Source organism: Amycolatopsis sp. NPDC028719 (assembly GCF_055565395.1).
Window position 1 is genome coordinate 71,075 of record NZ_JBVHUL010000008.1, and the last position, 22,590, is coordinate 93,664.

Consider the following 22,590-nt stretch of genomic DNA (forward strand, 5'->3'; position numbering starts at 1 on the left):
GCTCCCCGGCTCGGTCGGCGGGTGACCCTCACCGTGGCGAAGAGGGGGACAACCGGCGCGGGCCATCATGATGATCTCGGGCTGGCAGACGGCGAACGCCAGTGTGACGTCGTCAAGCAACTGGTCCGCCGGTGCGTTCGCCGCCGGCTCCGGCTCGCCGCTTCGGCACAGGCGCGTTCGGTCACGGCGAACCTGGTGTGGCTGTGCAGTTCCGTCGGGATCGTCGCCGGTGCGCTCGGGTCGAGCTTGGAGGATGAAGAGACCGTCCGGAATGCAACGTACGACCGGCGGGAGCGGGAACGTCAGGAACGAAACCGGCGCCGGCAGGAAGACCGGAACTCCGCGGACAGCACCCGCTCCATGCAAAACTCGCGCGGGGACGAGTAAGCGGCGGCCCAGCAGACCCCGGCCGACAAGGTGAGCAAGGCGTTACGCAGGCCGGTCTCGTCCCGTCATTTCTCTGTGCCTGGAGTACGCGACGCGCCCGCTCGTTCCAGCAGCTCGGCGGTCGCCTCCCACAGGCGCCGCTCGCGGTTGCGGTCGTGGGCGACCGGCTGGACCTCCGTCAGCTTGGTCTTCAGCACGAACGCGCCGTCACGCAGGTTCGCCCACCGCTCGTCGAGGGCCATCGCGGCCAGCAGCGGCCCCGAGCGCCGCGGCGTCGAGACGCCGGGCATCCGGCCCAGGGCGCGGCTCATCGCCTGCAACGCCGCGGGAGCGCCGCGGCCCAGCGCGGTGCCGGGCATCCAGCCCGGCTCGAACACCGACACGTTGATGCCCGCGCCGGCCTGACGCTGCAGCTCGTGGGCGTAATAGAGGATCGCGAGCTTGGCGTTGGAGTACGCGACGCCGGAGGCCTCCATGCCCGGGGCCTGCTCGCCACCGGCCGGGCGGGCGAGCTCGACGGGGTCGGCCCACTTCGCCTCCGGCACGTGCAGCAGCTTGCGCCAGAAGTTGGCTTGGTAGGTGTTCGAGCCGATCAGCACGACGCGGGCCGGGGCGGTGAACGAGCCGAGCAGGTCGCCGATGAGCTGCGCGTGGGCGAGGTGGTTGACGGCGAACGTCAGCTCGTAGCCGTCGGCCGAGGCCCGCCGGGTGTCGGCCGACATGGTGCCGGCGTTGGCGACCAGCGCGCGCAGCGGACGGACCGCGCCGCCGGCGATCACGCCGCGGGCGGTGACCGCGGCGGCCCGGACGTCGGCCAGGCTCGCCAGGTCGCAGCCGATCGTGTGCACGCGCGCCCCGAGGGCACGAGCCTCGTCGGCGACCGCGGTCAGGTCGCGCCCGGCGCGGCCGACGAGCAGCAGGTCGGGCCGCTGCCCGTCCGGGCGGCCGGCCATGGCCAGCACGGCGTGCCGGCCCAGGTTGCGCGTGGGGCCGGTGATGAGGACGGTTCCGGGTTCGGTCATGGCTCCAGCCTGCGAGAACGGCGCGACCGCAGCCAGTCGTCCGGTTTTCGTAGGACTGCCAGGACCAGGACAACCGGTGCGGGCTCGTCCAGAATGGACCCCGTGGAAGCGTGGGAGTTCGGCCGGACGGTGCGCCGCTGGCGCGACCGGGTGGCCCCCGAAACCGTCGGTGTCCCGGCGGGCCGGCGGCGCCGGGCCAGCGGGTTGCGCCGCGAAGAACTGGCCGCGCTCGCCGGCATCTCGGCCGACTACCTGACCCGTCTCGAGCAGGGACGGGCGACCGCGCCGTCGACGCAGGTCGTCGAGTCGCTGGCCCGCGCGCTGCGCCTGGCCGACACCGACCGTGACCTGCTCTACCGGCTGGCCGGGCACGCCGCGCCCGGCCCGGACGTCGTGCCGTCGCGGGTCACCCCGAGCGTGCAGCGGCTGCTCGACCGGCTGTCGCACACGCCGGTGGTCGTCTACGACGCCAGCTGGACGCTCGTGCTGGCCAACGCGCCCTACGACGCGCTCATGGGCGACACGACCACCTGGCGCGGGCTGGAACGCAACGCCGTGTGGCGCAACGTCGCCCGGCTGCCGTCGAGGGTCGTGCACACCCCGGGGGAGCAAGCCGAACACGAAGCCCGGCTCGTGGCCGACCTGCGCCTGACCGCGTCGCGCTACCCCGCCGACCGCGCGCTGCGGCGCCTGGTCGCCGACCTGGCCGCCGGCAGCCCGCGGTTCGCCGAACTGTGGGACGCCGAAGCCCCGCCGCCCCTGCCCGACCCCTCGCGGCGCAAGACCATCGACCACCCGGCGGTCGGCACCATCACCCTCGACTGCGACACGCTGCTCGTCGCCCTCGACGACCTGCGCATCAGCGTCTACACCGCCGAGCCCGGCACCGAGGACGCCGACCGCCTGGCACTCGCCGCCGTTCTCGGCACCCAGTCGCTGCGGCCCTGACCACGGATCCACTTTTAAGGAACGGTCGTTCTTGACTGATCGTTCCTCAAAAGGCTAACGTCGTGGCATGGGCAGGCAACGGGCGTTCGACGAAGACGAAGTGGTGCGGGCCGCCGTGAAGTTGTTCGGTGGCCGCGCGTACGACGGGGTGTCCGTCGACGACCTCGTCACCCACCTCGGCGTGCACCGCAACAGCCTGTACAAGACGTTCGGCAGCAAGCGCGGTCTCTACCTGGTCGCCCTGCGCCGCCACCTCGCCGACGACATCCTCCCCTTGGCCGAAGCGCTCGCCGCGGCACCGGATGCCGCGACCGCGCTCCAGCTCGTCACGTCGGCCGACCTCGGCCTGCTGCTGCTCGCGGCGGTCGAACGGGCACCGGCCGACGAGGAGGTGGCCGCCGAGGTGGCCACGGCGTTGACCGCCATCGACCAGGCGATCGCCGACGCGCTCGACGTCCCTGCCGCCCTGGCCGCCGGCCTCACGGCGGCCGCACTGGGCATCCTCCTGCGCGGCAACCCCGACGGTGTCGGCACCGCGCTCACCCAACGCTTCGATTCTCCCGACTGACAAAGGAAAAGCCATGGCACTGGTCCACATCGACGGCGACGACCTCGTTGTCGTGATCGAAGGTCTCGACAAGCTCTGGGCCTTCAAGAGCAGCCTCACCATCCCGCTGGCCAACGTCCGGGGTGCGACCGCGGACCCCGGCATCGCCGCCGACCCCAAGGGGATCCGCGCGCCGGGCGCCCACCTGCCCGGCGTGATCACGGCGGGCACGTTCCACCTCGACGGCGAAAAGGTGTTCTGGGACATCAAGGATCCGTCGAAGGCCGTCGTGATCGAACTCGCCGACGAGCGCTACGCCCGCCTCGTCCTCCAAGTCGACGACCCGCGCGCGACGGTCGCGCTGGTCGAAGACGCTCTGCGCTGAAAGAGGCAAGCCGATGCTCTCCCACCTCGCCACGGTCATGGTGTCGCTGGCCGCCGACGCCGATCACCCGGACACCCTCGCCCCGGCCGCGCTTGACGCCCTGCACCGGTTCGCGCGGCGCTGAGACGGACTTCGACCGTTCTCCAGGGCCGGAGTGGACGGGCGTAACCGGTCGCCGGCTGATCGGCGGAGGTCTTCGCCGTGACCGCGCGCGCCTGCAGCGGCGACGACTCTCCGTCCACACCGGACACCAGCTCGTCGGCGGTCGCTGGCCACAACACCGACGATGTGACCAGAACATCATCGACGCCCAGCAGGCGGAGATCGCCGAAATGCGGGGAGCTGAGCGCGAGTCGCCGGGGCGGGTCGGCACCGTCCCGGCGATGGGCAGGCCGCTCACCGCCGCGGGACGTATCCTTGCCCACCGGAGGTGTCATGCTGGGTCTGGGCGAGCTCGAAGCGTCGGTGATGGACGTGCTCTGGAGCACGGCGGAGCCCCTGCGGGTCCGTCAGGTGCTCGACGAGCTCAACCAGCACCGCGACCTGGCCTACACCACCGTCATGACCGTCCTGGACAACCTGCACCGGAAGGGCTGGGTCGTCCGCGACCTGGAGAACCGCGCCTACCACTACCGCGCCGTCACTACGCGCGCCGAAGCCACCGCGCGGAGCCTGCGGGCGGTGCTCGACTCCGTCGACGACCGCGAGTCGGTCCTGCTGCACTTCGTCAGCACCGTCACGGAGGAAGAGTCGGACGTCCTCCGCCGGGCGCTGCGCCGGAAGCCGCGGAAGCGATGATCCTCGCGGCGGCGTTGCTGCTCGGCGGCATCGCGGTCGGCTGGTGGTCGCCGCGGCTGCTGAGCCGGCTGGTCTCGGCGAGAACCGATCCCGGTACGGCGATCGCCTGGTGGCCGGCGACCGCCGCGGGCGTGGTCACCGCGACGGTCGCCGCAGTGCTGCTTCTGGTTCTCCCCGGCCACGGTCCCGCCGGCGCGATCGTCCAGCTGCTCCACGACTGCTGGTCGGCGGTCGGCCACGACGACTTCCCCGCGCTCGTCCCGGTCGTCGGCGGCGTCTCCGGCGCCGTTCCGGTCGCCGCGGCCGGGCGGCTGGCGGTGACCTCGCTCGCCCGGCGGCGCCGGCGCACCGTCCTGCGCCGGCACCACCTGACCGCGCTGCGGCTCGCCGGCACCCGCGACACCCGGCCGATTCCCACGCTGTGGCTGCCGGACGACCGGCCCCTCGCGTACAGCCTCGGTGGCCGGCGGGCGCTGGTGGTCGCCAGCGACGGCCTCGCGTCCCGGCTGACGGCGCGGGAGCTGAGCGCCGTGCTGGCGCACGAGCGAGCCCACGTGCGGGTCCACCACCACCTGCTCACCGGCTGTTCGGTGGTGCTGGGCCGGACGGTGCGCTTCGTGCCGCTGATGCGCGACCTCCCCGCGGCCGTCCGGCCGCTCGTGGAGCTGTCCGCCGATCAGGCGGCGGCCGCGCACTGCGGACGCGAGCCGCTGCGTTCGGCGCTTCTGTCGATCCAGGCGGTGGACGGGCCGCGGCGCGCCCTCCCGATGGCGGGTGGCGACACGGCCATCCGGCTGCACCGGCTCGACACCGCGTCGTCGTCGGCAGGGCGGCGGCCGGCGACCGCGCTCAAGGCCGTGGCCGGTGGCTTCGCCGCTTTCCTCGCGCCGTCGGCGATCGCCGTGGCCCTGGTCGTGGGCGTCAGTCCCCTCGTCTGTCCCTGAGCGGTCAGGCCGGGGACGAGCGGGAGGTGAACCCGCGCAGGCGCAGGCTGTTGCCGACCACGAACACCGAACTGAACGCCATCGCCGCGCCCGCGATCATCGGGTTCAGCAACCCCGCCGCGGCCAGCGGCAGCGCCGCCAGGTTGTAGGCGAACGCCCAGAACAGGTTGCCCTTGATCGTCCGCAGCGTCCGCCGCGACAGCCGGATCGCGTCGGCCACCGCGCGCAGGTCGCCGCGCACCAGCGTGATGTCGCTCGCCTCGATCGCGACGTCCGTGCCCGTGCCCATCGCCAGCCCCAGATCGGCCTGGGCCAGCGCCGGCGCGTCGTTCACGCCGTCGCCGACCATCGCGACGACCTTGCCCTCGTCCTGCAGCTGCTTGACGACGTCGAGCTTGTCCGACGGCAGCACCTCGGCGATCACCTCGTCGATGCCGACCTCCGCCGCCACCGCCCGCGCGACCGCCGTGGTGTCCCCGGTCAGCAGCACCGGAGTCAGCCCAAGCTCACGCAGCTGCGCGATCGCCTCGGCCGAGGTCGGCTTGACGGTGTCGGCGACCACCAGCACCCCGCGAGCCGCGCCGTCCCACGCCACCGCCACCGCCGTGTGCCCGCGCTCTTCGGCCGCCACCTTGGCCGCGGCCAGCTCGTCGGGCAGCGGCCGGCTCCAGTCCTCCAGCAACGCCGTGCGGCCGACCAGCACCGCGTGACCATCGACGATGCCCTGCACACCGAGTCCCTCCACGTTCGTGAAGTCCTCGACGGCGGGCAGCTCGACACGGTCCCGGGCGCCGCGGGCGATGGCCGCGGCGATCGGGTGCTCGGACGCGTCCTCCAGGGCACCGGCCAGCCGCAGCAGCTCCGCCTCGTCGACACCCTCGGCGACGTGGACGCCAACCAGGGTCATCCGGCCGGCGGTGACCGTGCCGGTCTTGTCCAGCACGACGGTGTCGACACGGCGGGTCGACTCCAGCACTTCCGGCCCCTTGATCAGCACCCCCAGCTGGGCGCCGCGGCCGGTCCCGACGAGCAGTGCCGTCGGCGTGGCCAGCCCCAGCGCGCACGGGCAAGCGATGATCAGCACGGCGACCGCCGCGGTGAACGCCGCCGCCGTGCCGACGTCCGTGCCGAGCCAGAACCCGAGCGTCGCGACCGCCAGGCCGATGACGATCGGCACGAACACCCCGGAGACCCGGTCGGCCAGGCGCTGGACCTCGGCTTTGCCGCTCTGGGCGTCCTCGACCAGCTTCGCCATCCGCGCCAGCTGCGTGTCCGCGCCGACGCGGGTGGCCCGCACGACCAGCCGGCCACCCGCGTTGACCGTCGCCCCGGTCACCGCGTCGCCCTCGCCGACCTCCACCGGCACCGACTCGCCGGTGAGCATCGACGCGTCGACCGCGGACCGGCCGTCTTCGACCACGCCGTCGGTGGCGATCTTCTCGCCCGGCCGCACGACGAACCGGTCGCCCACCGCCAGCTCCGACACCGGGATGCGGACCTCGGCGCCGTCGCGCAGCACGGCGACTTCCTTCGCGCCCAGCTCCAGCAGTGCCCGCAGCGCGGCGCCGGCGCGGCGCTTGGACCGCGCCTCGAAGTAGCGGCCCGCGAGGATGAACGTCGTGACGCCCGCGGCGACCTCAAGGTAGATGTTGCCCGCGCCGTCGGACGGCGCGATCGTCAGCTCGAACGGGTGCACCATCCCCGGCGTCCCCGCGGTGCCGAACAGCAGCGCCCACAAGGACCACGCGAACGCCGCGAGCACGCCCATCGACACGAGCGTGTCCATCGTGGCCGCGCCGTGGCGGAGGTTCGTCCACGCCGCCCGGTGGAACGGCCACGCGCCCCACGTCACGACCGGCGCCGCCAGCGTCAGCGAGATCCACTGCCAGGAGGTGAACTGCAGCGCGGGCACCATGGCCAGGAGGATCACCGGGACCGCGAGCGCCGTGCTGGTGATCAGCCGCTGCCGCAACGGCCTGGTGGGATCGTCTTCGGCTTCCTCGTGCCGGGGCTTTTCCGGCTGGGGCAGCGTCGCGTGGTACCCGGCGGCTTCGACCGTGGCCACCAGCGTGGCCGGGTCGACGCCTTCGGGAGCGTGGACGCGCGCTTTCTCCGTGGCGTAGTTGACCGACGCGGTGATGCCGTCGAGCTTGTTGAGCTTGCGCTCGATGCGGTTGGCGCAGGACGCGCAGGTCATGCCACCGATCGCGAGTTCGATCTCGGTCACCGGGCCGGATTCGGCCGTGGTACTGGTCATGATCGTCTCCTTTCGCGCTCAGTGGCCGTGGCCGTCGGCGGGCGCCGGCGCCGGCGCGGGCGTTCCGGCGGTCGTCAGGGTGAACTCGGCGGTCCGCACGACGCCACCGTGCTTGAAGTCGAGGAACAGCCGGTAGGTGCCCGCGCTGGGGACTTCGGCGGCGAACTTCACCTGCGGTCCGGCGGCCGTCCTGCCGTCGCCCGGTTCGCCGTCCGGGTGGACGTGCAAGTAGGCGAGGTCGCCGCCGCGCAGCGCGACCAGGTGCCCGTAGGCGCCGAGGTAGGGCTGCAGGTCGGTGACCGGGACGCCGGCACGGCTGGCGGTCAGCGTGAGCGGCGAGGTCTTCCCCGCCGTCAGGTCGCCGGCGAGCTCGACGGTGTAGCCGTCGACGTGCGCCGTGCGGCTGGGCGCGTAGGCCGCGGGCTGGTAGTCCCCGGCGACCGAGAGGTCGGCGCCGAGCGTCATCGGCTTCCCGCCGGTGGGCGCGAAGTCGGCGAACGCCCGGTACGAGCCGGCGGCGGGCAGGGTCAGCGGGACGCTCCAGGTGCCGTCCGGCGCCAGTTCCGGGTGCACGTGCTGAAAGCCCGCCGTGTCCCGGCGGACCACGATCAGGTGCAGCTTCTTCTCGTGCTCGACGTCGTAGGCGGTGACCGGCTTGCCGTCCGGCCCGGTGATCGTGAACGAGAACCGCCCGGGTTCCGGCGTCGGATCGGCGAGGACGAAGGTGTAGCCGTCCTTGCTCGAGGCGAGCCCGCCCGGCAGGTCGTCCGCCGCGGCCATGCCCTCGTGGTCCGGCATGGCCGCTTCGTGGCCGGCGTTCTCGCTGGCCGAGACCGGGCCGGCCGTCTTCCCGACGACGAACCCGCCGGCGGCGAGCAGGGCGAGCGCTCCCCCGAACACGGCCAGCCGTGCTGTGGTGTTCATGGCATTTTCCCTCGGTTTCGGGTCGCCGGTTCAGCCGGCGAGGGTGTAACCGGCCTCCTCGACGGCGGCGCGGACCCGCGCTTCGTCGATCGGCTCGGCACTGGTGACGGTGACGGCCCCGGTGGGCAGGTCGACCGCGACGTCGGTGACGCCGTCGATCGCGCCGACCTCCTCGCCGACCGAGGCGACGCAGTGCGAGCAGGTCATGCCGGTGACGGTGTAAGTGCGCTGGCTCATGACGGTTCTCCTCCGTGAGATGCGGGTCAGGACTTGACGAGGCGCGCGATGGCCGCGCTCGCTTCGGCGACCTTCGTGGCCGCGACATCGCCGCCTTCCGCGGCCGCCTCGGCGACGCAGTGCCGCAGGTGGTCGTCGAGCAACCCCAGCGCGACAGCCTCGAGGGCCTTCGTCGCGGCCGAGACCTGCGTCAGCACGTCGATGCAGTACTTGTCGTCGTCGATCATCTTGGCGATGCCGTGGACTTGCCCCTCGACGCGTCGCATGCGCTGCAGCAGGGCGTCCTTGTCGTGGCTGTATCCGTTCACGTCTTCAAGGTACCCCTAGGGGGTACCGGTATCAAGTGGCGTGCGTCTCAAGCAGGCCCGCGGCGATGGTGACCGTCGACGGCGAAAGGGGGACCAAATCCACGCGAAGGACCACCGGTGGACGATGCACGTCCACTGTGGATAGAGTGCGGTGCTTGCCGGGCCGATCGTCGGCCGCCGGCGATCGCCGCGAAGTCGGTCTACTATACGCGATAGCAGAAAGTACTATCCGCCATAGCGGACAGTGATCAATTGGCCGGACGAATTTCCGCGCCCCACCAGCACAAAAGCGAATGGGGCGAACTTTCTTCCCCCGAACGGTAGACGCCGCCGACGTCCCTTTCGTAGCCTGTCCGTGATCTCGCGGCGGCTGCTGTCGAACGGACGGCGACGCGAGATCTCCGCCGGGCAAGGCTTTGTCGGGAAGCCGGAAACCGGAAGCACACCGCGCGCATCACCTGGTGCAGCTGAAGCTGCCCGAAAGCGGCCGATGCGCGACGGGACAGCGAGCAGAGGACCCCCGACCTCTTCGTCCCGGGTGCCGGCCGGCGGACGACCAGCAAAGGAGACCCGCGCGACCGTGCAGTCGCATTCCCTCAGGCGCGTGGTTTCAGGTGCCCTGGCAGCAGTTTCGGTGATCTTCGTGGTCACCGTCGCCGAGCCGACGGCCACCGCCGCCCCAGTCCCCTTCCTCCAAGCTCCGCCCACCGGGTCGGACGCACTGGCCAAGTACCGCGATCTCGCGGCCCAGGCCGAAAAGCTCAACGAAGACCTGCTGAAGGCCCAGGAAGACCTGAAGGCCAAGCAGGCCGACCTCGACAAGGCCACCGGCGACGTCGACGCGGCGAAGAGCCAGGCCGCCACGGCGAGTGAGAACCAGAAGAAGTACCAGGCCGAGGTCGACGAGTTCGCCGGCGCGTCGTTCACCAGCGGCGTCCAGCTGAACAAGCTCTCGGCGCTGCTGTCCGGCACGTCCACGCAGGACTTCCTGGACCGGTCGTCGGCCCTGGAAGTGCTCGCGACGGACAAGAACGCCGCGGTGGGCAACCTCACCGACGCCGTCCGGCAGTCCACCGCTGCCGCCGAGAAGGCCAGTGACGCCGCGAAGCGCGCGACCGACGCGCGCGACGCCGCGGCGAAGCTGACCGAGGACATCAAGGCCAAGCAGAAGACGCTCAACACCCAGATCGACCAGGTCAAGGCCGCCGACAAGACGCTGAGCGCGGCCGACAAAGCCGTCCAGCGCGACACCGGCGGGAAGGCGCCCAACGTCAAGGCGCCGACGGCCGCCGCCCAGACCGCGGTCAACGCCGCGCTGAGCAAGCTGGGCAGCCCGTACGTCTGGGGCGCCACCGGACCGGGCACGTTCGACTGCTCGGGGCTGATGCTCTGGGCGTACGGCAAGGCCGGCATCTCCCTGCCCCGCAACTCCGCGGCGCAGGCGCAGTACGGCACCCCGGTGTCCCGCGACCAGCTGCAGCCCGGCGACCTCGTCGCGTACTACTCGCCGGTGTCGCACATCGGCATGTACATCGGCGACGGGAAGATGGTGCACGCGCCGACCAGCGGTGACGTCGTCAAGATTTCCCCGCTGCAGAGCCAGTACGCCGGGGCGACCCGGCCCACGGCCTGACATCGAAGCACCGGAACGGGGTGGCATCGCGGCTGCGATGCCACCCCGTTTTGTTTCCGCGACAGCCCGGCCGGATCGGGTCTGAAATACACTTACCCCCCACCGGTATGTGTATCATCCGCTTCCGGGGTGCCCCGCCCGGTTCACCCCCCTAGGCTGCTCAGTGGTCCGGCGTGGCCCGAGGAGGTGCGATGCAAGATGCTCTCGTAGTGCTCGTCGGTGTCGCCGCGCTGGCCGCCGCCGGGTACGGCATCGCCAGGCTGGTCCGGCTCGCACCGGCGGCCCGGGACGTGCTGCCGTTCCTCTCCGGCGGTTCACCGGCCGAGCACGCGGTGTCGCGCTACCACGTCCGGTGGTACACGATCACGATGGTCTTCCTGGCCTTCGACATGGAGATGGTCTTCATGTACCCGTGGACGCTCGTCGTCGCGGAGGTCGGGACGACCGCCGTCGTCGAGATGTTCGCCTTCCTCGCCGTCCTGTTCGCCGGAGTCTGGTACGCCTGGCGGGAAGGCGTTTTCCGATGGACCTGACGACCTGGCTGCTGAGCCGCACACCGGTCAGGCCCCTGGTCGCCACCACGGTCGGCGGAACCGGCGTGCGGCTGGCCGTCGAGCGGGAGATGCGCCGGCGTGGCTGGCGGCCCGCGCTGAACCCGGCGGAAGCGAACCTGCTGATCGTCACGGGCCCGGCCGACCCGGCGATGACGCCGTTCGTCGAGGCGGTCTGGGAGCAGATCCCGGTGCCTCGCGCGCGGGTCAGCCTGGAAACGCCGGCGGAAGTCGCGGGCGCGCTGTCCGAGGCCGAACGTCGGATGCGCTCGCGGGACGACCAACGCCCGGCGTCCACCCCGGAACCCGCCACCGCGAAAACCGAAGATCACCACGACCACGCACAGCACGGCGGACACCACGGGCACGACATGGGCGACATGGAGCTGCCGGGCGGCATCCCGATGGCAGACCGGGCCGACGACCGCGACGGCCTGAAGCTCGACCGCCTGACCGTGCCGCTGGGGCCGGTGCTTCCGGCGTGGCCGCCGGGCCTGCTCGTGCGCACCACCCTGCAGGGCGATGTCATCCAGGAAGCGACGGCCGAGGCGGTGTTGACCGCGACGCACGTGCCGGCGCCGTTCTGGGACACGCTGTCCTCCGACCGGGCCCGGATCGCCGCGCGCCGGCTCGACAGCTGCGCCAGGTTGCTGACCATCGCGGGCTGGGAGTACGCCGCCGTCACAGCGGCACGTCTGCGTGACGACCTGCTGTCCGGCGCTGACGTCGAAGCGCGGTTCGCGCGCTGGGCGAGGCGAGTCCGTCACTCGCGGGTCCTGCGGTGGTCCTTGACCGGGATCGGAGCCCACGCCGGGTTCGACGCACTGGACCGCCTGGCTCACTGGATCGACCAGGCAACGGCCGCAGGCGCCGCGGACTCGACCGCCGCTGAAGATCCGGCCGAAATCCTCGACGCCCTGCCGAGCCTGCTGACCGGAACCGAATTCGCGACGGCCCGGCTGGTCGTCGCGAGCCTCGATCCCGACCTCGAGCGCCTGCGGGTGTCCCATGGTTGACGAACTCCCGTGGTGGGGCGGCCTGCTGCTGCCCGTCGTGCTCGCGGCCTTGGCCGCGGCGACCGCGTCGTGGGACGCCGTCCTGCACGACCGGGCGAGCGGGGGCCCCGGCCCGCGGGCCGCCGTGACGCTGCCGCTGCGCGAAGCCGGCGGGCTGCTCGTCCAGCAACGCCGCCGCACGGTCGGGGCCGACGTCCTCCTCGCGCGTGGCGGTGCCCTCGCGCTGCTGCCGGCCGCGGTGCTCGCCTCGCTGGTGACGCCGCTCGGGCGGTGGGCGGTGGCGGACCTGTCGATCGGGATCGTCTGGTTCAACGCGATGGAGGTCGTGGCGTGGGCGGCCGTGTGGCTCGTCGGCTGGAGCGCCAACTCGGCGTACGGCCTGGTCGGCGGCTACCGGTTCATCGCGCAGGGCCTCGCCTACGAGCTGCCGCACATGTTCGCGCTGATCACCGCGGCGCTCGGGGCCGGTTCGCTGCGGGTGGCCGACGTCGTGGCCGCCCAGGACCCGGTGTGGTTCGTGGTGTGGATGCCGGTCGCGTTCGCCGGCTACCTGCTGTCGGTGCCGGCCATGTCCTTCTGGGGGCCGTTCGGCCAGCCGGTCGGCGCGGACGCCGCCGGGGGCGCGGCGGCCGAACTGTCCGGAGTGGACCGGCTCGTGTTCGTGGCCGCCCGGTGGCTGCTGCTGACCTCGGGGGCGGCGTTCGCGGTGCCGTTGTTCCTCGGCGGGGGTGCCGGCCCGGTGCTGCCCGCGTGGCTGTGGTCCCTGCTGAAGACCCTGGCCGTGCTCGCGCTGCTGGTGTGGGTCAAGCGCCGGATTCCCGCGCTGCGGATGGAGCGTTACCAGGAGATCGCCTGGGTCGTGCTCATCCCGCTGACCCTCGTCCAGGCCCTGGTGGTCGCCGTCGTCGTCCTGGCCCGCTGAGGAAGGAGAGCTGTCTCATGTGGACACAGATCGTCTTCTGGGTGTGCGCGGCCGGCGCGGTCGTGACCGGCGTGGCGGTGTTTCGCGTGGACTCGATGGCCCGCGCGACGTTCGCGCTGCTGGCGTCCTTCTTCTTCGCGGCCGGCACGATCCTGCTGCTGAACCTGGCCTACCTCGGCGTGCTCGTCGTCCTCATGATGATCATGGAGATGGTCGTCATGGTCGTCTTCATGATCATGTACATGATGAACCCGGCCGGGTTGATGCCGATGACCATGGTGCACAACCGGAAGGGCTCGCCGGCCATCGCGGGCGGGGTGTTCGCCGCGCTCGCCACCGGCATCTTCCTCATCCCGTGGCCGACGTCGGACCAGCCACGCCCCGCGGACCCGACGCGCGCGCTCGGCGAAGCGCTGATGGGGTCGAAGATGCTGGTGATGATGGTGCTCGGGCTGTGCCTGTTCGCCACGATGGTCGCCACCGTCGTGCTCGCCACCCACCGCGGCCGCTACGACCGCTACGGCGACGGCCTCCGCGCGAACCGGCCGGACGACCCGGTGCGAGGAGGCCTGGACCGATGACGCTGCAGGAGTACCTGCTGCTGGCCGCGGCGCTGTTCAGCGTCGGCCTCTACGGCGCGCTGTCCCAGCAGTCCATCGTGATGGTCATGATGGGGCTGGAGCTGATGGCCAACGCGGTCATCGTGGGCGGCGCGGCTTTCTGGTACTTCGCCTCGCCCACGCGCCCGGACGGTCAGGTCGTCGTCCTGGTCGCGGTGACGCTGATGGCGGTCGACATGGCGATCGGCTTCGCCGTGACGACCGCGATCTTCCGCCGCCGCGACGTGGACCTGACCGACTCCGCCGCGGACCTCAAGGGCTGAGCCGATGACAGTGTGGCTGCTGATCGCGCTTCCCCTGGTCACCGGGACCACCTTGCTGGTCACCGGGCGCCCGGCCGGCCGCGTCGCCCCGGCCGTGGGGGTCGGAGCCGCGGGCCTGACCCTCGTGCTGGCGGTGTTCGCCGCGGTGACCCGCCCCGAGGTCTCCGCGCCACTGCTCGCGGGGCTGCGGATCGGGCTCGCCGTGGACGGTTTGTCGGCGGTCATGGTGCTCACCGTCGCCGTGGTTCTGGTGGCCGTGCTGGTGTTCGCGGCCGGGGAGTTCGGCGCCGCCGAGTCCCGCGCCCGCTTTCACGGCCTGATGCTGGTGTTCGCCGGGGCGATGCTGGTGACCGTCACGGCCCGGGACCTCGTCGTGCTGCTGATGGCGTGGGAGGTCATGGGCGCCTGCTCGTACGCCCTGATCGGGTTCTGGTGGCGCGAGGACCACCGCGTGCACTCCGGCGCGATCGCGTTCCTCACCACCCGGGCGGCCGACCTCGGGTTGTACCTCGCGGCCGGGGCCGCGGTGGCGGGCGGCGTCGCGGGTCTCACCCTGGCCGGCCTGCCGGCCGCGGCCGGCGGCTGGCGGGACGTGGTCGTCGCCGGTGTGGTGCTGGCGGCCGCCGGGAAGTCCGCGCAGCTGCCGTTCAGCTTCTGGCTCTCCCGGGCGATGGACGGCCCGAGCCCGGTCTCGGCGCTGCTGCATTCGGCGACGATGGTCGCGGCCGGGGCCTACCTGCTGATCCGGCTCGAACCGCTGCTGGCGGCCACGACGTGGGCGCCCACCGCGGTGGCCTGGCTCGGCGTCGTCACCGCGCTGGTGCTCGGGGTGATCGCGGTGGTGCAGCGCGATCTCAAGCAGGTGCTCGCCGCGTCGACCTGCTCCCAGCTCGGGTTCGTGGTGCTGGCCGCGGGTGCGGGTGGCCCCGCCGCCGGGACCGGACAGCTCGTGGCGCACGCGGCGACGAAGAGCCTGCTGTTCCTCGGGGCCGGTGCCTGGCTCGTCGGCCTCGGCACCAAGGACCTGCGACGGCTCGACGGCGCGGCCCGGCGTTACCCGCTCCTCGGCATCGTCTTCACCGTCGGAGCGCTCGCCCTGGCCGGGGTCCCGCCGCTGTCGATCTGGGTCACCAAGGACGCGGTCCTCGCCACGGCCCTGGCGGATTCACCAGCGTTGTACGTCGCCGGCTTGGCCGCCGCGTTGGTGAGCGGCGCCTACGTCGGCCGGGTCCTGGCGATCGTGTGGAAACCGGCCGACGCGGCCCCGGATCGCCTGAACCGGCTGCTGCTCTGGCCGTTGCCGGTGCTCGCGGCGGCGGCCGCGCTGCTGGGGATCGGCGGCCTGCCGGTCCTGGCCGAACGGTTCTCGCGGCTCGTCGGCGGTCCGGCGGTTCCGGCGCCGACGTGGTCCGAACTGGCCGCGTCCGGCCTGATCGCCGTGGCCGGTGTCGTGGCCGCGGCCTCCTGGAAGCGCTCGTCCCGCGAGATCGGCGTCCTCGCCGACTGGCTGCACCTGGAGCGCGTGGCCCGGGTGGCAGTGGCACGGCCGGTGGACTGGCTGGCCGTGAGCCTGACCCGGTTCGACGACCGGGTCGTCGACGGCGGCGTGCGCGTGGCCGCGGCGACGGGCGCGGCCCTCGGGCGGCTGGCGAGCCTGCGCGTCGAGGTGTCGATCGACGCCGTCGTCCGCGGAGTCGCCGGTGGCGCACGCGCGCTCGGCCGGTGGGCACCGCGTCCGCAGACCGGGCAGCTGCACCACTACTACGCCCAGGCCGCCGTCGCGCTGGGGGTGCTCGCCGTGTTGTTGCTGGTCCTTTGACGAACGTGAGGTAGCGCGTGCTCAGCGTTGTGGTGTTCCTGCCGGTGGTGGCGGCCGTCGTCCTGCTCGCGGTGCCGCGTGCCGCCGGCGGGTTCGTCCGCTGGTGGTGGATCGGTGCGTCCATTGTGGAGCTCGCCCTGGTCGTCGCGCTGTGGATCGGCTACCCCGGCGGCGACGGCTACGCGTACGAGGTCGACCTGCGGTGGATTCCCAGCGTCAGCTCCGGCTACCACCTCGGTGTCGACGGCCTGAGCCTCCCGCTGATCGCGTTGACGGCCGTTCTCTTCTTGGCCTGCGCGGTGTATTCGGTGCGACAGGACGACCGGATCCGGTCGTTCGCGGTGCTGTTCCTGTTCTTGGAGACGGTCTGCGTCGGCTTGTTCGTCGCGCTCGACCTCATCTTGTTCTTCGTCTTCTTCGATCTGTCCATTGTGGTCATGTACTTCGTGATCGCCGGCTGGGGTCACCGAGACGCCGCTCGTGCGGCGTTGAAGTTCTTCCTCTACACGTTCGTCGGCTCGCTGGCGTTGCTCGTCGGGTTCATCGCGCTGTACGTCACGGCGTCGCCGCACACCTTCGACATCGTCGAGCTGACGCGGCAGACGCCCCTGGCCGGGCAGGGCTGGGCGGCGGGGCTGGTGCTGCTGGCTCTCGGCGCCGGCTTCGCGATCAAGACCCCGACCGTGCCGTTCCACACGTGGCTGCCGCCCGCGCACACCGAAGCACCCGCGGCCGGGTCGGCGATCCTGGCCGGGGTCCTGCTGAAGATGGGCACCTACGGGTTCGTGCGGATCGCCATGCCGATCCTGCCGGGCACGTGGCGCCGCTACGCGGTGGTGTTCGTCGTGGTCGGCGTCGTCAGTGTCCTTTATGGAGCGCTGGTCGCGCTCGGCCAGCGTGACTTCAAACGCATGGTCGCCTACACCTCGGTCAACCACATGGGATACATCGTGCTGGCCATCGGCGCGGCCGGTCTCGTCGCGGACTCGGCGGCCGAAGCACGCCAGCTCGCGGTCACCGGCGCGGTCACGCAGATGGTCAGCCACGGCTTGATCACCGGCGCGTTGTTCCTCCTCGCCGGAGTCCTTCACGAGCGCGGTGGCACCTACGACCTGGACCGCTACGGCGGGCTCGCGGGGAGCGCGCCCCGGTTCGCCGGGCTGACCGCCGCCGCGGCGTTCGCGTCCCTCGGCCTGCCGGGGTTTTCCGGCTTCATCGCCGAGTTCCAGATCTTCACCGGGTCGCTCGGTGCCGCGCCGGTGGCCACGGTGCTCGCCTTCGTCGGCATCCTCGTGACCGCCGCGTTGTTCCTGCGTGCCTTCCAGAAGCTCTTCCTCGGCAGGTCCGGCACGCCGGCCGCCGACCTGACGGTCGCCGAAGGCGTCTCGATCACGCCGCTGCTGGTGCTGGCCGTCGTCGTGGGCGTCTTCCCGCGGTTTCTGCTCGACGTGATCGAACCGGCTTCGCGGTCGGTCCTGAATCTCCTGGCCCGGTGACGCGCCCGTGGAGATGATGAACGAGGACCCGCTGGCGCTGCTGCCCGAGATCATCCTCGCGCTGGCCGCGGTCGCCGGGCTGCTGCTCGGGTCCTACCTCCCCCGGCACCGGCAGTGGCCGGTCCGGCTGCTGACCGCCCTCGCGTGCGCCGGCGCCCTCGCCGCCACCATCGCGGTCTGGTCCGGCTCGCCTCGAACGGTCTTCGGCGGCACCTACGCGATCGACGTCGCCACCAACGCCGGACGGGCCATCGTCCTGGTCGCCGTCCTGCTGACCTTGGGCGTCACCGCCGGGGAGTTCCGGTCCTCGCCGCGGGAGAGCGAACTCTACGTCCTGATCCTGCTCGCCGCGCTCGGCACGATCGTGCTGACCGGCGCGAACGACCTGCTGCTGCTCGTGGCCGGCTACCTGCTCGCCAGCGTCCCGCTCTACGCCATCGCCGGGTTCGCCAAGGACGACCCGGGCACCGAAGGCGCGCTGAAGTTCTACCTGCTCGGCGCGCTGCTGGGCATCACGATGCTGGCCGGCGCGACGGTGCTCTTCGGAGTCGGCGGCGCGAGCGCGTACGCCGAACTCGATCTCGGGGCCGCCCCCACGGCCGCGGTCGCCGTCGGGTTCGTCGGCGTGCTCGCCGGCCTGCTGTTCAAGATGGGCGCGGTGCCGGCGCATTTCTGGGTGCCGGACGTCACCGAAGGCACCCGGCCACCCGCGGCCGCGTTCCTCACCACCGTGCCCAAGATCGGCGGTGTGCTCGCCGCCTACCGGCTCGTCTCCGCCACCATGGCCGGCACGACGGTCGGCTGGCCGCTCCTGCTGGCGATCGTCGCCGCGGCGACCATGACGCTCGGCAACCTGGCCGCGTTCGTCCAGCAGGACGTGCGCCGGCTGCTCGGGTATTCGACGATCAGCCAGGTCGGCTACCTGCTCATGGCCGTCACCGTCGCGACCCGCGGCTCGCTCGCGCTCCCGAGTCTGCTGCTGTACCTGGCCGCCTACGCGCTGACGAACCTCGGCGTCTTCGCCGTCGTCTGCGCGCTCCCCCGCGCGAAGACGATCGACGACTACCGCGGGCTGCTGCGCCACCGGCCGTGGCTCGCGGTCAGCCTCGTGGTCTGCCTGCTGGGGCTCGTCGGCACCCCGCCGACCGCGGTGTTCGCCGGGAAGCTGACGGTCTTCACCGCCGCGCTCGACGGCGGGTACGGCTGGCTCGTCGTCGTGGCCGCCGTCAACACCGTGGCCAGCCTCTTCTACTACCTGCGCTGGATCGTGGGCGCGCTGCGCCCGGCCGAATCCGAAGCAATGCCCACGGTCGACCGGTGGTCGGCGACCACGGCCTACGTCACGGCGGCCGCGTCGGTCGTCGCGGGGCCACTCGCCGGCCTTCTGCTCGCCTCGTTCCGCGGTGAACTCGCGCTGATGTGAACCGGAATCACCCTCATCGCCCGGCAGGCGCCGGAATCGCGTTGTCGATGAGGACGGCGGCGATGGCGGCGGCGGTGGGGAAGGTTTCGGTGTTGAGGGCCCGGTTGCGGGCCGAGGCGCCGTCGAGGAGCAGCGCCAGTTGTTCGCCGAGCTGGTCGGGGTCGGCGGCGCCGGCTTCGCGTGCGGTGGCGGCGAGCCGCGCGGCGACGGCCAGTTTGTAGTCGTGTGCGCGCTGCCGTACGGGGTGGTGCGGGTCGGGGATTTCGACGGACGCCGCGATGAAGGGGCACAGGGGCGTGATGGCGTCCTGCGTCGCGGTCGTCGGCAGATCGAAGGCCGCAAGGAGCCGTTCGCGAGGCGTGAGGTCGGGACGGTCGAACACCGCCGCCATGACGCCGGGATCGAACCGGCGCAGGTATTCGTCGACGAGTTCGTCCTTGCCGGCGAAGTGCTGGTAGGCCGTGCGCTTCGACACCTTGGCCTCCGCACACAGCTGGTCCATGCCGGTCTGGTTGATGCCTTGCTCACGGAACAGTCGCAGTGACGCACTGAGGATGCGCTCGCGCGCGCCCCTGCCGCGACGCAGGCCTTGAGGGCCCTTCTCCAACTCCGTCATACCTCGAGCATAGCTCAATGGGTAACGCCCGGTGTACATAGCTTGCGGCCCGGCCGGCCGTCCGCTACGTTAAGGACACCGATCGGTGTACATAGTCGGCACCGGGTCGAAGATTCGTCCAATCACTGGAGTGCTCGTGGGAAAGCTCGATGGCAAGGTCGCCGTGATCACCGGCGGAACGAGCGGCATGGCGCTGGCCGGCGCCAAGCTGTTCGTCGACGAAGGCGCGTACGTCTTCATCTCGGGCCGGCGGCAGGAAGCGCTGGACGACGCCGTCAAGCAGATCGGCCGGAACGTCACCGGTGTGCCGGGCGATGCGGCCGACTTGGCGGATCTGGACCGGTTGTTCGACACGGTCAAGCGGGAAAAAGGCGCGATCGACGTGCTGTGGGCCAGCGCCGGAACGGGCGAGCAGCGCCGGCTCGGCGAGATCACCGAGGAGCACTTCGATGCCGCCTTCGGGCTCAACGCGCGCGGCACGCTGTTCACAGTGCAGAAAGCGCTGCCGCTGTTCAACGACGGCGGCTCGATCTTCATGACCGGGTCGAACGCTTCGCTCAAGGGCTATCCCGAGTGGAGCGTGTATGCGGCGAGCAAGGCCGTGCAGCAGGCCTACGCCCGCGTGTGGCTGTCCGAGCTGAAGGACCGGCGGATCCGGGTGAACGTGCTGACCCCCGGCCAGGTCGCCACGCCGAAGCAGGAGGAGTTGTTCGACGAGGCGACGAAGCGGCAGTTCGAGTCCCTGATCCCGCGGGGAGAAATGGGCCGCCCCGAGGAGATCGCGTCGGTCGCGCTGTTCCTCGCCTCGGACGACTCGAGCTACGTGAACGGGATGGAACTGGCCGTCGACGGCGGCACCGCGGCGATCTGAGCGGGCAACCCTTTCGACCGAAAGTCAAAGACGGGACAACTCATGAGCAGCATCAGCATCATCGGCACCGGGAACATGGCCCGCACCATCGGCACGCTGGCGGTGGCGGGCGGCAACACCGTCGAGGTCATGGGCCGCGATCAGGCCAAAGCCGCCGACCTGGCCCAGGCTCTCGGCGGCGGCGCCACGACCGGAGAGTGGGGCGCCGTCCCGGCCGGGGACATCGTCGTCGTGGCCCTCTTGTACGCCGGCGTCGTTCCGGTCGTGACCCACTACGGCGACGCCCTCGCGGGCAAGGTCATCGTCGAAATCAGCAACCCGTTCACCCCCGCGGCCGACGGGCTGGCCCACGGCGAGGGCACCTCGATCGCGCAGGAGGTCGCCAAGGCGGCCCCGGCGAGCGCCAACGTGGTGAAGGCCTTCAACACGATCTTCCGCCACGTCCTGGAAAAGGGCCGGCCCGCCGTCTTCCTCGCCGGCGACGACACGCAGGCGAAGGCGAGCGTGGCGGCGTTCGTCGAGAGCCTCGGGCTGCGCCCGCTCGACGTCGGCGGCCTGGAAATGGCGTACTGGCTGGAAGGAGCGGGCGTGCTGACGATGGGCCTCGCCCGCCACGGCGTGGGGAACTGGGACTTCGCCCTCGGCGTCACCGAACTTCCCGGCTGAGCCGCACCGCCCTCGACACACCGCCGACCGGCACCGGTCCGTCCGAAAAGGATTCTCGCGATGAAGCTCGGTTTCGCCATTCCCGTCGTCGGCTCCGCGGTCAGCGGCGCCGCCGGCCTGAGCGCGTACTGCCGCGGCCTCGAAGACCTCGGCTACGACACGCTGTGGGTCGGCGACCGCCTGGTCACGCCCGTCGAAATGCACAGCGTCTACCCGGGGGCGGAGCAGCCGTACCCGCCGCAGATGACCCGGTACCTCGATCCGCTGCTGCTGTGGACCGTCGCCGCGACGGCGACCAGCCGGATGCGGCTCAACGCCAGCACGCTCAGCACGTTCTACTACGAGCCGGCGCACCTCGCGCGGCTGCTGACCACGCTCGACGTGCTCAGCGACGGCCGCCTCGACGTCGGCGTGGGGCTGGGGTGGATGCAGGACGAGTACGACATCACCCGCCGCGCGGACTGGCACCGGCGCGGCAAGCTGCTCGACGACCTGCTGGCGTTCCTGCACGCGTGGTGGACGACCACTCCGGTGTCCTGGGAGAGCGAGTTCCTCTCCTTGCCGCCGGTGCACGCCGACCTGCGCCCCGTCCAGGCGGGCGGACCGCCGATCTGGATCGGCGGTGCCAGCGAGGCCGCGATGCGCCGCGTCGGGCGCAGCGGCGTCGGCTGGCTCGGGTTCGAGGGGCTGCCGGACGAGGTCGCCGGCCACTTGTGGGACGTTGCCCGCGGCGCGGCGCAGGAGACCGGCCGCGATCCCGACGCGCTGAAGACGGCCATGCGGATCAACCTCGAACCGGGCACGTCCGCCGATTCGCTGGCCGACAAGCTCAAGCGCTTCGCCGACGCCGGTGTCGACGAGGCGTTCGTGGATGCCTTCGCGGCGTTCCCCAGTCTCGAGCAGACCCTGGACTTCGCCGGCGAGGTGATCGCGCGCACCGGCAGGCCGTGACCAGCCGAGCACCCTTCTGTCCAGAGTGGACTGACATCGTTCAGGGGTAGCTGACGCCGGTCAGTTCCTCGGCCGCGGCCCAGAGCCGCCTGCCGATGGCCGGGTCGGCCGCGTCCCGGCTGAGCCGGGCCTCGGTCACCCGGCCGCGCGTCTCCCCCAGCCCGGCCGGGCCGAAGAACTGGCCGCCCCGCACGCCGGTCGCGGTGGCGGCGTGCAACTGCGGCAGCGCACCTCTTTCCACGGACTGGGTGGCCACCAGGCCGATGCGCGCGATCACCTGCCCGGCCCGGCCGCGGTGCTCCCAGGCACGCGGGGTCAGGTTGGTCCGGGTGAGGCCCGGGTGGGCCAGCACGCTGGTGATCGGCGATCCGGCGGCGCGCAGGCGGCGGTCCAGCTCGAGACCGAAGAGCGTGGTGGCGAGCTTCGACCGGCCGTAGGCGGCCGTGGCCCGGTAGCCCCGTTCGGACATCAGGTCGGCGAAGTCCAGGTGCGCGTTCTTGTGGGTGATCGAGCTGAGGCTGACCACCCGGGCGTCCCGCGCCGCGGCCAGGTTTTCGAGCAGCAGGCCGGTCAGGGCGAAGTGGCCCAGCGCGTTGGTGGCGAACTGCAGCTCGAAGCCGTCGGCCGAGGTGCGGCGCGGGCCGAGCAGGACCACGCCGGCGTTGTTGACCAGCAGGTCGATCGCCGGGTGGTCGACGGCCAGCTTGGCGGCGAAGGCGCGTACCGAGCCGAGGGAAGCCAGGTCCAGCTCGCGCACCTCGGTGTCGCCGCCGATCCGGCGCGCGGCCTGCTCGCCCGCCGCGGTGTTGCGGACGGCGAGGACGACGTGGGCGCCGTGGCGGGCCAGTTCGGTGGCGGTGACCAGGCCGAGGCCCGAGTTCGCGCCGGTCACGACGGCGACGCGGCCGCGCTGGTCGGGGATGCGGTCGGCGGTCCATCCGGTCATCTGCTGCTCCTGGAGGGGGTCGGTGCCTGGTGTGCAGGTG

25 protein-coding genes are annotated in these 22,590 nt (G+C 71.9%); 18 read left to right on the top strand and 7 right to left on the bottom strand.

Translation table 11 applies throughout. The annotated features are described in order from the left end of the window. Positions 1-21: 21 nt before the first annotated feature. Entirely contained in the window at positions 22-387 is a 366-nt protein-coding gene (locus ACZ4TR_RS33120; RefSeq protein WP_465291569.1) for a hypothetical protein, read from the top strand. A gap of 65 nt (positions 388-452) precedes the next feature. Here ACZ4TR_RS33120 and ACZ4TR_RS33125 read toward each other — a convergent pair whose 3' ends face one another. After that, positions 453-1,409, bottom strand: coding sequence for an SDR family NAD(P)-dependent oxidoreductase (locus ACZ4TR_RS33125; RefSeq protein WP_465291570.1), 957 nt, complete (start codon positions 1,407-1,409; stop codon positions 453-455). A 102-nt stretch (positions 1,410-1,511) separates the two neighbouring features. Here ACZ4TR_RS33125 and ACZ4TR_RS33130 point away from each other — a divergent pair, with 102 nt between their 5' ends. The 5 genes from ACZ4TR_RS33130 to ACZ4TR_RS33150 all read left to right on the top strand — a co-directional run bounded on the left by ACZ4TR_RS33130 (position 1,512) and on the right by ACZ4TR_RS33150 (position 5,031). Next, positions 1,512-2,357 (top strand): helix-turn-helix transcriptional regulator, encoded by an 846-nt coding sequence (locus ACZ4TR_RS33130; RefSeq protein WP_465291572.1) that lies wholly within the window; start codon positions 1,512-1,514, stop codon positions 2,355-2,357. 67 nt (positions 2,358-2,424) lie between these two features. Then, positions 2,425-2,925, top strand: coding sequence for a TetR/AcrR family transcriptional regulator (locus ACZ4TR_RS33135; RefSeq protein WP_465291574.1), 501 nt, complete (start codon positions 2,425-2,427; stop codon positions 2,923-2,925). A gap of 13 nt (positions 2,926-2,938) precedes the next feature. Beyond that, positions 2,939-3,289 carry a hypothetical protein gene (locus tag ACZ4TR_RS33140; protein ID WP_364515235.1) on the top strand — a complete coding sequence of 117 codons (351 nt, stop codon included), beginning with the start codon at positions 2,939-2,941 and terminating at the stop codon, positions 3,287-3,289. Positions 3,290-3,724: 435 nt separating this feature from the next. Further along, positions 3,725-4,087: a BlaI/MecI/CopY family transcriptional regulator gene (locus ACZ4TR_RS33145; protein WP_364515238.1), complete on the top strand. Its 363-nt coding sequence runs from the start codon at positions 3,725-3,727 to the stop codon at positions 4,085-4,087. Beyond that, the gene (locus ACZ4TR_RS33150) at positions 4,084-5,031 is read left to right on the top strand and encodes a M56 family metallopeptidase (protein WP_465291576.1); all 948 of its coding nucleotides are present in this window, start codon (positions 4,084-4,086) and stop codon (positions 5,029-5,031) included. The genes ACZ4TR_RS33145 and ACZ4TR_RS33150 overlap by 4 nt, the downstream gene beginning before the upstream one ends. Positions 5,032-5,035: 4 nt before the next feature. Here the strand turns inward: ACZ4TR_RS33150 and ACZ4TR_RS33155 are convergent, their stop codons facing one another. The 4 genes from ACZ4TR_RS33155 to ACZ4TR_RS33170 are packed head-to-tail and all read right to left on the bottom strand — an operon-like array spanning position 5,036 to position 8,757. Next, positions 5,036-7,288, bottom strand: coding sequence for a heavy metal translocating P-type ATPase (locus tag ACZ4TR_RS33155; RefSeq protein ID WP_465291578.1), 2,253 nt, complete (start codon positions 7,286-7,288; stop codon positions 5,036-5,038). A gap of 18 nt (positions 7,289-7,306) precedes the next feature. Next, positions 7,307-8,212, bottom strand: coding sequence for a hypothetical protein (locus tag ACZ4TR_RS33160; RefSeq protein WP_465291580.1), 906 nt, complete (start codon positions 8,210-8,212; stop codon positions 7,307-7,309). A gap of 30 nt (positions 8,213-8,242) precedes the next feature. Beyond that, positions 8,243-8,449 (bottom strand): heavy-metal-associated domain-containing protein, encoded by a 207-nt coding sequence (locus tag ACZ4TR_RS33165; protein WP_465291582.1) that lies wholly within the window; start codon positions 8,447-8,449, stop codon positions 8,243-8,245. A gap of 26 nt (positions 8,450-8,475) precedes the next feature. Continuing rightward, positions 8,476-8,757: a metal-sensitive transcriptional regulator gene (locus ACZ4TR_RS33170; RefSeq protein WP_364515256.1), complete on the bottom strand. Its 282-nt coding sequence runs from the start codon at positions 8,755-8,757 to the stop codon at positions 8,476-8,478. 580 nt (positions 8,758-9,337) lie between these two features. On the opposite strand from ACZ4TR_RS33170, the gene ACZ4TR_RS33175 reads away from it, so the two are divergent. The 9 genes from ACZ4TR_RS33175 to ACZ4TR_RS33215 all read left to right on the top strand — a co-directional run bounded on the left by ACZ4TR_RS33175 (position 9,338) and on the right by ACZ4TR_RS33215 (position 18,500). Further along, complete coding sequence (locus tag ACZ4TR_RS33175; protein ID WP_465291583.1) at positions 9,338-10,390, top strand: C40 family peptidase; 1,053 nt, start codon at positions 9,338-9,340, stop codon at positions 10,388-10,390. Between the two features lie 191 nt (positions 10,391-10,581). Continuing rightward, on the top strand, positions 10,582-10,923 hold the full coding sequence (locus tag ACZ4TR_RS33180; RefSeq protein ID WP_465291585.1) for an NADH-quinone oxidoreductase subunit A: 342 nt from the start codon (positions 10,582-10,584) through the stop codon (positions 10,921-10,923). Next, positions 10,914-11,957 (top strand): hypothetical protein, encoded by a 1,044-nt coding sequence (locus ACZ4TR_RS33185; RefSeq protein ID WP_465291587.1) that lies wholly within the window; start codon positions 10,914-10,916, stop codon positions 11,955-11,957. The genes ACZ4TR_RS33180 and ACZ4TR_RS33185 overlap by 10 nt, the downstream gene beginning before the upstream one ends. Continuing rightward, positions 11,950-12,879 (top strand): NADH-quinone oxidoreductase subunit H, encoded by a 930-nt coding sequence (locus ACZ4TR_RS33190; RefSeq protein ID WP_465291588.1) that lies wholly within the window; start codon positions 11,950-11,952, stop codon positions 12,877-12,879. The genes ACZ4TR_RS33185 and ACZ4TR_RS33190 overlap by 8 nt, the downstream gene beginning before the upstream one ends. 17 nt (positions 12,880-12,896) lie before the next feature. Continuing rightward, positions 12,897-13,460, top strand: a complete 564-nt coding sequence (locus tag ACZ4TR_RS33195; RefSeq protein WP_465291590.1) for an NADH-quinone oxidoreductase subunit J — start codon at positions 12,897-12,899, stop codon at positions 13,458-13,460. Then, on the top strand, positions 13,457-13,762 hold the full coding sequence (gene nuoK, locus ACZ4TR_RS33200; protein ID WP_364515274.1) for an NADH-quinone oxidoreductase subunit NuoK: 306 nt from the start codon (positions 13,457-13,459) through the stop codon (positions 13,760-13,762). Before ACZ4TR_RS33195 ends, nuoK begins: the two co-directional genes overlap by 4 nt. Before the next feature lie 4 nt (positions 13,763-13,766). Further along, positions 13,767-15,581, top strand: coding sequence for an NADH-quinone oxidoreductase subunit 5 family protein (locus tag ACZ4TR_RS33205; protein ID WP_465291591.1), 1,815 nt, complete (start codon positions 13,767-13,769; stop codon positions 15,579-15,581). 17 nt (positions 15,582-15,598) lie between these two features. Next, entirely contained in the window at positions 15,599-17,077 is a 1,479-nt protein-coding gene (locus ACZ4TR_RS33210) for a complex I subunit 4 family protein (protein WP_465291592.1), read from the top strand. Positions 17,078-17,090: 13 nt separating this feature from the next. After that, positions 17,091-18,500 carry an NADH-quinone oxidoreductase subunit N gene (locus tag ACZ4TR_RS33215; protein WP_465291999.1) on the top strand — a complete coding sequence of 470 codons (1,410 nt, stop codon included), beginning with the start codon at positions 17,091-17,093 and terminating at the stop codon, positions 18,498-18,500. Between the two features lie 13 nt (positions 18,501-18,513). Here ACZ4TR_RS33215 and ACZ4TR_RS33220 read toward each other — a convergent pair whose 3' ends face one another. Further along, positions 18,514-19,116, bottom strand: a complete 603-nt coding sequence (locus ACZ4TR_RS33220) for a TetR/AcrR family transcriptional regulator (protein ID WP_465291594.1) — start codon at positions 19,114-19,116, stop codon at positions 18,514-18,516. A 136-nt stretch (positions 19,117-19,252) separates the two neighbouring features. On the opposite strand from ACZ4TR_RS33220, the gene ACZ4TR_RS33225 reads away from it, so the two are divergent. The 3 genes from ACZ4TR_RS33225 to ACZ4TR_RS33235 are packed head-to-tail and all read left to right on the top strand — an operon-like array spanning position 19,253 to position 21,604. Further along, positions 19,253-19,987 (top strand): SDR family NAD(P)-dependent oxidoreductase, encoded by a 735-nt coding sequence (locus tag ACZ4TR_RS33225; RefSeq protein WP_465291596.1) that lies wholly within the window; start codon positions 19,253-19,255, stop codon positions 19,985-19,987. Positions 19,988-20,029: 42 nt separating this feature from the next. Next, positions 20,030-20,653 (top strand): NADPH-dependent F420 reductase, encoded by a 624-nt coding sequence (locus tag ACZ4TR_RS33230; RefSeq protein ID WP_465291598.1) that lies wholly within the window; start codon positions 20,030-20,032, stop codon positions 20,651-20,653. Positions 20,654-20,713: 60 nt separating this feature from the next. Continuing rightward, positions 20,714-21,604, top strand: a complete 891-nt coding sequence (locus ACZ4TR_RS33235; protein WP_465291600.1) for a TIGR03619 family F420-dependent LLM class oxidoreductase — start codon at positions 20,714-20,716, stop codon at positions 21,602-21,604. Between the two features lie 40 nt (positions 21,605-21,644). Here ACZ4TR_RS33235 and ACZ4TR_RS33240 read toward each other — a convergent pair whose 3' ends face one another. After that, positions 21,645-22,550, bottom strand: coding sequence for an oxidoreductase (locus tag ACZ4TR_RS33240; RefSeq protein ID WP_465291602.1), 906 nt, complete (start codon positions 22,548-22,550; stop codon positions 21,645-21,647). Positions 22,551-22,590 lie beyond the last annotated feature (40 nt).

Coding starts and splice junctions, on each gene's coding strand:
- nuoK (WP_364515274.1), top strand. CDS start 13,457: ATGACGCTGCAGGAGTACCTGCTGCTGGCCGCGGCGCTGTTCAGCGTC.
- ACZ4TR_RS33185 (WP_465291587.1), top strand. CDS start 10,914: ATGGACCTGACGACCTGGCTGCTGAGCCGCACACCGGTCAGGCCCCTG.
- ACZ4TR_RS33235 (WP_465291600.1), top strand. CDS start 20,714: ATGAAGCTCGGTTTCGCCATTCCCGTCGTCGGCTCCGCGGTCAGCGGC.
- ACZ4TR_RS33230 (WP_465291598.1), top strand. CDS start 20,030: ATGAGCAGCATCAGCATCATCGGCACCGGGAACATGGCCCGCACCATC.
- ACZ4TR_RS33215 (WP_465291999.1), top strand. CDS start 17,091: ATGATGAACGAGGACCCGCTGGCGCTGCTGCCCGAGATCATCCTCGCG.
- ACZ4TR_RS33145 (WP_364515238.1), top strand. CDS start 3,725: ATGCTGGGTCTGGGCGAGCTCGAAGCGTCGGTGATGGACGTGCTCTGG.
- ACZ4TR_RS33165 (WP_465291582.1), bottom strand. CDS start 8,449: ATGAGCCAGCGCACTTACACCGTCACCGGCATGACCTGCTCGCACTGC.
- ACZ4TR_RS33135 (WP_465291574.1), top strand. CDS start 2,425: ATGGGCAGGCAACGGGCGTTCGACGAAGACGAAGTGGTGCGGGCCGCC.
- ACZ4TR_RS33190 (WP_465291588.1), top strand. CDS start 11,950: ATGGTTGACGAACTCCCGTGGTGGGGCGGCCTGCTGCTGCCCGTCGTG.
- ACZ4TR_RS33150 (WP_465291576.1), top strand. CDS start 4,084: ATGATCCTCGCGGCGGCGTTGCTGCTCGGCGGCATCGCGGTCGGCTGG.
- ACZ4TR_RS33220 (WP_465291594.1), bottom strand. CDS start 19,116: ATGACGGAGTTGGAGAAGGGCCCTCAAGGCCTGCGTCGCGGCAGGGGC.
- ACZ4TR_RS33125 (WP_465291570.1), bottom strand. CDS start 1,409: ATGACCGAACCCGGAACCGTCCTCATCACCGGCCCCACGCGCAACCTG.
- ACZ4TR_RS33140 (WP_364515235.1), top strand. CDS start 2,939: ATGGCACTGGTCCACATCGACGGCGACGACCTCGTTGTCGTGATCGAA.
- ACZ4TR_RS33180 (WP_465291585.1), top strand. CDS start 10,582: ATGCAAGATGCTCTCGTAGTGCTCGTCGGTGTCGCCGCGCTGGCCGCC.
- ACZ4TR_RS33205 (WP_465291591.1), top strand. CDS start 13,767: ATGACAGTGTGGCTGCTGATCGCGCTTCCCCTGGTCACCGGGACCACC.
- ACZ4TR_RS33240 (WP_465291602.1), bottom strand. CDS start 22,550: ATGACCGGATGGACCGCCGACCGCATCCCCGACCAGCGCGGCCGCGTC.
- ACZ4TR_RS33195 (WP_465291590.1), top strand. CDS start 12,897: ATGTGGACACAGATCGTCTTCTGGGTGTGCGCGGCCGGCGCGGTCGTG.
- ACZ4TR_RS33155 (WP_465291578.1), bottom strand. CDS start 7,288: ATGACCAGTACCACGGCCGAATCCGGCCCGGTGACCGAGATCGAACTC.
- ACZ4TR_RS33160 (WP_465291580.1), bottom strand. CDS start 8,212: ATGAACACCACAGCACGGCTGGCCGTGTTCGGGGGAGCGCTCGCCCTG.